Below are 5046 nucleotides of genomic sequence, written 5' to 3' on the forward strand. Positions count from 1 at the left end.
TGGTAGCCCAGCGGTGCATCCGGGACGTGGATGCCCCTCTGGGCTACCACTTCGGCTCGGTCAGAAGGCGCCGGTGGAGAGGGCCGCCAGGGCGGCGTGCACCATGACGCGTACGCCGTAGCCGATGCAGCGCTCGTCCACGTCGAAGTTGCCCTGGTGCAGGTCGTACTTGACGTCGCTGCCGGGCGTACCCGTGCCCAGCCGGATCATCGCGCCCGGCACCTGCTCCAGGTAGAACGCGAAGTCCTCGCCGCCCATGCTGATCTCGGCCTCGACCACGCGGTCGGCGCCCAGCGCCGCGCCCGCCGCCCCGGCGATCACGGCCGAGGCCATCCGGTCGTTGATCACCGGCGGGACGCCACGGGTGTATTTGACGTCCACCTCGGCGCCGGTGGCCGCGACCACGTCCCGGATCAGCCGGGTGATCAGCTCCGGCGCGTCGCGCCAGGCCTCCCGGCCGAGGATCCGCACGGTCCCGCGCAGCACGCCCGCGCCGGGGATCGCGTTGAACGCCTCGCCGGCGTGCACCGCGCCCCACACCATCGAGACGCCGGCCCGGGGGTCGGTGCGCCGGTCCAGCAGCGCCGGCACGTCCACGATCACCCGGCCGATCGCGTGCACCAGGTCGGCGGTGAGATGCGGGCGGGCAGTGTGCCCGCCGGGACCGCGCAGCGAGACCTCGACGGTGTCGGCGGCCGCCGTGAACGGGCCCGAGCGCACGCCGACCAGGCCGGCCGGTAGCTGCGGGTAGCAGTGCAGCGCGTAGATGGCGGCAACGTCGCGGAGCACGCCTGCGGCGATCACCCCAGGGGCGCCGGACGGCACGTACTCCTCGCCCGGCTGGAAGATCAGTCGCACCCGGCCGGGCAGCTCGCCCTGCTCCTCCAGCTGGGCCAGGGCCAGGCCCAGGCCGAGCAGCACGGTGGTGTGCACGTCGTGCCCGCAGGCGTGCGCGACGCCGTCCACCGTGGAGCGGTACGGCACGTCCTTGAGGTCGGGCAGCGGCAGCGCGTCGAGGTCGGCGCGGAAGGCCACCACCCGATCACCCTGGCCGATGTCGCAGGACAGGCCGTTGCCGTCGGGCAGCATCTCGGGCTTGAGGCCCGCGGCCGTGAGCTCCTTGAACATCAGCGCCGCGGTCTCGAACTCCTGGAACGACGGCTCCGGGTGCGCGTGCAGGTGGCGGCGGACCGCGACCAGCTCGGCGCCGCGCGCGGCGAGCCAGCGGTCGAGCTGCCCGGGCAGCGGGTCCGCACCGGGCGGCGGGCCGGGGAAGGTTGCCACGTCGATGCCCTCCGGCACCTTGAGCGCACTAGTCACGTCGGATTCACTGTCACTTTCAAGAGTCACTGGTTGTCACGACAGACGCGACAGCCTAGCCCCTCAACGCTATAGAGATCGTGCAGGTTACCCCTGTCAGAAACGTTCCACAGGGTGATAGACGCCCCACACTCCGCGCAGGGTGTGGCAGACCTCTCCAACGGTCGCACGCAGGCGCAACGCGTCGCGCATCGAGGGGAGCACGTTCTGTGTTCCCTGAGCCGCCTTGGCGAGGTCCGCGAGCGCGGCCTCGACGGCGGCACCGTCACGGTCCGTACGCAACTGTGCCAGACGCGCCGCCTGGGCCGCCTCGATCGCCGGGTCGACCCGCAGCGGCTCGTATTTCTCCTCGCCGTCCACGGTGAACCGGTTGAGGCCGACCACGACCCGCTCCCCCGCGTCGATCTCGTTGGCGATCCGGTACGCCGACGTCTCGATCTCCCGCTTCTGGAAGCCCTGCTCGATGGCGTCCACGGCGGACCCGTACGAGAAGACCTGCTCGATCAGCCCGGTCGCGAGCTCCTCCACCGCGTCGGTCATCGCCTCGATCGCGTACGAGCCCGCGAACGGGTCGACGGTGGCGGTCAGCCCGCTCTCGTACGCGAGCACCTGCTGTGTCCGCAGAGCGAGCCGGGCCGATTTCTCGGTGGGCAGGGCCAACGCCTCGTCGTAGGAGTTGGTGTGCAACGACTGAGTGCCGCCGGCCACCGCCCCGAGCGCCTGGATCGCCACCCGGATCAGGTTGACCTCGGGCTGCTGGGCGGTGAGCTGCACGCCCGCGGTCTGTGTGTGGAAGCGCAGCATCAACGACTTGGGGTTCTGCGCCCCGAACTCCTCGCGCATGATCCGGGCCCACATCCGCCGCGCGGCCCGGAACTTCGCGATCTCCTCGAGCAGCGTGGTGCGCGCGACGAAGAAGAACGAGAGCCGGGGCGCGAAGTCGTCCACCGCGAGGCCGGCGTCGATCGCGGCGCGCACGTACTCGATGCCGTTGGCCAGGGTGAACGCGATCTCCTGCGCGGGCGTCGCACCGGCCTCGGCCATGTGGTAGCCGGAGATCGAGATGGTGTTCCACCTCGGCACCTCGGCGCGGCAGTACGCGAAGGTGTCGGCGACCAGGCGCAGCGACGGCTTCGGCGGGAAGATGTACGTGCCGCGGGCGATGTACTCCTTCAGGATGTCGTTCTGGATCGTCCCGTTCAGCGCCGTCCCCGGCACGCCCTGCTCCTCGGCCACGAGCTGGTAGAGCAGCAGCAGGACCGAGCCCGGCGCGTTGATCGTCATGGACGTGGACACCTGGTCGAGCGGGATCCCGTCGAACAGCCGGCGCATGTCGTCGATCGAGTCGATGGCCACGCCGACCTTGCCGACCTCACCGTGCGCGATCGGGTCGTCCGAGTCGTATCCCATCTGCGTGGGCAGGTCGAACGCGACCGACAGACCGGTCGTGCCTGCGGCCAGCAGCTGGTGATAGCGGGCGTTGGACTCCGCGGCGGTGCCGAACCCGGCATATTGCCGCATCGTCCAGGGGCGTTCGGTGTACATGGTCGGATAGACGCCACGGGTGTACGGGAACTCACCGGGCACCCCCGGGCCGTACACCGGTTGGATCTCGAATCCCGACTCAGCTTTCACAGCTGAATCCTAATTCCGCACCCTCCGCGATGCTGTCGTTGCGGTCCGGAGCGTTAGCGAGACGAAGGCCGCACCGACTTTCCGAAATGGGGTCGGAACCGGCAAGATAGCGGGGTTCGGTCCCCGGCCCCTACATCCCCTCGGTGGCATTCTCAGTGACTCAGATTCCGACGTGGAGCAGTGGCAGTACGGCTCCAATCAGCGGACGCGCAGCTCCGGGCACGCTCATCGGCGGGCGTTACACCCTGCGGGCGGCGGTCGGCCACGGAGGCATGGGCACGGTCTGGCGGGCCGCCGACACCCTGCTGCGCCGCGACGTCGCGATCAAAGAGGTGATTCTCCCGCCCGGGCTGGCGCCCAGCGACCGCGATTCGATGTACGAGCGGACCATGCGCGAGGCCCGGGCCGCCGCCGCCCTGCAGCACCCCGCCGTCGTCCAGGTGTACGACGTGGTGCACGAGAACGGCCGGCCGTGGATCGTGATGGAGCTGCTGGACGCCCGCAGCCTGGCCGACATGATCATCGAGGACGGCCCGGTCGCCGGCCGGGTGGTCGCCAAGATCGGCATCGCGCTGCTCGGCGCGCTCGAGGTCGCACACGCGCACGGCGTGTTGCACCGCGACGTGAAGCCGGCGAACGTGCTGATCTGCTCCGACGGCCGCTGCGTGCTGACCGACTTCGGCGTGGCCCGCATGCCCACCGACGTGCAGCTCACCACGCCCGGCATGGTGCTCGGCTCGCCGCACTTCATCTCCCCCGAGCGGGCCATGGGCCACGACTTCGGCCCGCCCAGTGACCTCTTCTCGCTCGGCGTCTCGCTCTACACCGCCGTCGAGGGACGCCCGCCCTTCGACAAGGGCGACCCGATCGAGACCATGCACGCCGTGGTGGAGGACCCGCCGACGCCGACCCAGCGGGCCGGCTCGCTCGACCAGGTGCTGATGGGCCTGCTGGAGAAGGACCCGGCAAGGCGCTTCGACGTGCAGACCGCGCGGACCATGCTCCGGCAGCAGCTGGCCGGGCCGCTGGCCAGCAAGGCGCCGCCGCACATGATGACCGACCCGTATTCGGTCGTGCCCGCCCAGCGCCCGCCGGCCGCGCAGACCCAGCCGATCCCGCAGCCGCCGAAGCCGACCGGCCAGATCGGCGGTCGGGCCATGCTCGCGCCGGACGAGTCGCTGAGCGGACACCTCGCCAAGATCACGCAGGGTGGGCGGCGGCGCGCGCCGGAGCAGCCCGAGCCCACGCAGGTGGTGGCCGGCGGGAACACCACCGCCGTGGTGCCACCGACCTTCGGCGGCACCGTGGTGCAGAGTCCGGCCGCCAAGCGCCGTGCGATGGTGGCGAACGTCACCGGTGCGGTCCGCGACGCCTCGTCACGGGGGGTCACCACGGTGAAGGGCTGGTCGCCCAAACAGCAGCTGATCGCCGGCGGCGGCGCACAGGCCGCGGTGGTGCTGATCGTCCTGCTGATCACGATCCCGGGCGGCGGCGACAAGAAGTCCCCGCCGGCCCAGGCGGTCGGGCCGACCACCGCGCCGGCGGCCGCGCAGTTCCCGACGCAGCAGTACGACGACCGTGGCATCAGCGTGAACGTGCCGAAGGGCTGGACCCGCAAGGCGTCCGGAGTCTGGGTCGACTACGTCGATCCGGAGGACAAGCTGCGCAAGGTCCGCATCCTGGTGGAGAGCTCCAAGGCGACACCGGAGAAGTTCCTGTCCGTGGCCGAGAGCGGCCTGCAGAGCCGGTCGACCAACTGCCCCAAGCCGTACGACCGCGTCGATCTCAAGACGACGCAGATCGCCGGGCGCGACGGCGCGGTGCTGGAATACACCTGTGGCGAGGGCCCGGCCGCACGGCACGGCATGTGGGGTGCGGTGATCGAGGGTGGTAAGGCGTACTCGTTCTACCTCACCACCAAGGAGTCCCGCTTCGCCGACAGCAAGCCGATCTTCGACGAGATGGTGTCCTCCTACGCGCTGAGCTGAGGCGTGATATCCACAGGGCATGGATATTGCCGATGTGGCGAGGGCGTGGCTGGCGGATGACCCCGATCCGGCGGGGCGGGCGGAGATCCAGGCCCTGCTCGAC

General features: G+C 70.6%; 3 protein-coding genes. 1 reads left to right on the forward strand and 2 read right to left on the reverse strand.

All coding sequences use genetic code 11. The features are described from left to right. Nucleotides 1-60: 60 nt before the first annotated feature. Both AB0M20_RS26655 and AB0M20_RS26660 read right to left on the reverse strand, forming a co-directional pair. Nucleotides 61-1320 carry an amidohydrolase gene (locus tag AB0M20_RS26655; protein WP_364302699.1) on the reverse strand — a complete coding sequence of 420 codons (1260 nt, stop codon included), beginning with the start codon at nucleotides 1318-1320 and terminating at the stop codon, nucleotides 61-63. Nucleotides 1321-1416: 96 nt separating this feature from the next. Continuing rightward, a complete protein-coding gene (locus AB0M20_RS26660) occupies nucleotides 1417-2955 on the reverse strand; it encodes a methylmalonyl-CoA mutase family protein (protein ID WP_364302701.1) in 1539 nt (512 codons plus the stop codon). A 155-nt stretch (nucleotides 2956-3110) separates the two neighbouring features. On the opposite strand from AB0M20_RS26660, the gene AB0M20_RS26665 reads away from it, so the two are divergent. Next, complete coding sequence (locus AB0M20_RS26665; RefSeq protein WP_364302703.1) at nucleotides 3111-4943, forward strand: serine/threonine-protein kinase; 1833 nt, start codon at nucleotides 3111-3113, stop codon at nucleotides 4941-4943. Nucleotides 4944-5046: the final 103 nt, after the last annotated feature.

It is taken from the genome of Actinoplanes sp. NPDC051633 (genome assembly GCF_040681735.1).
Lineage (GTDB): Bacteria > Actinomycetota > Actinomycetes > Mycobacteriales > Micromonosporaceae > Actinoplanes.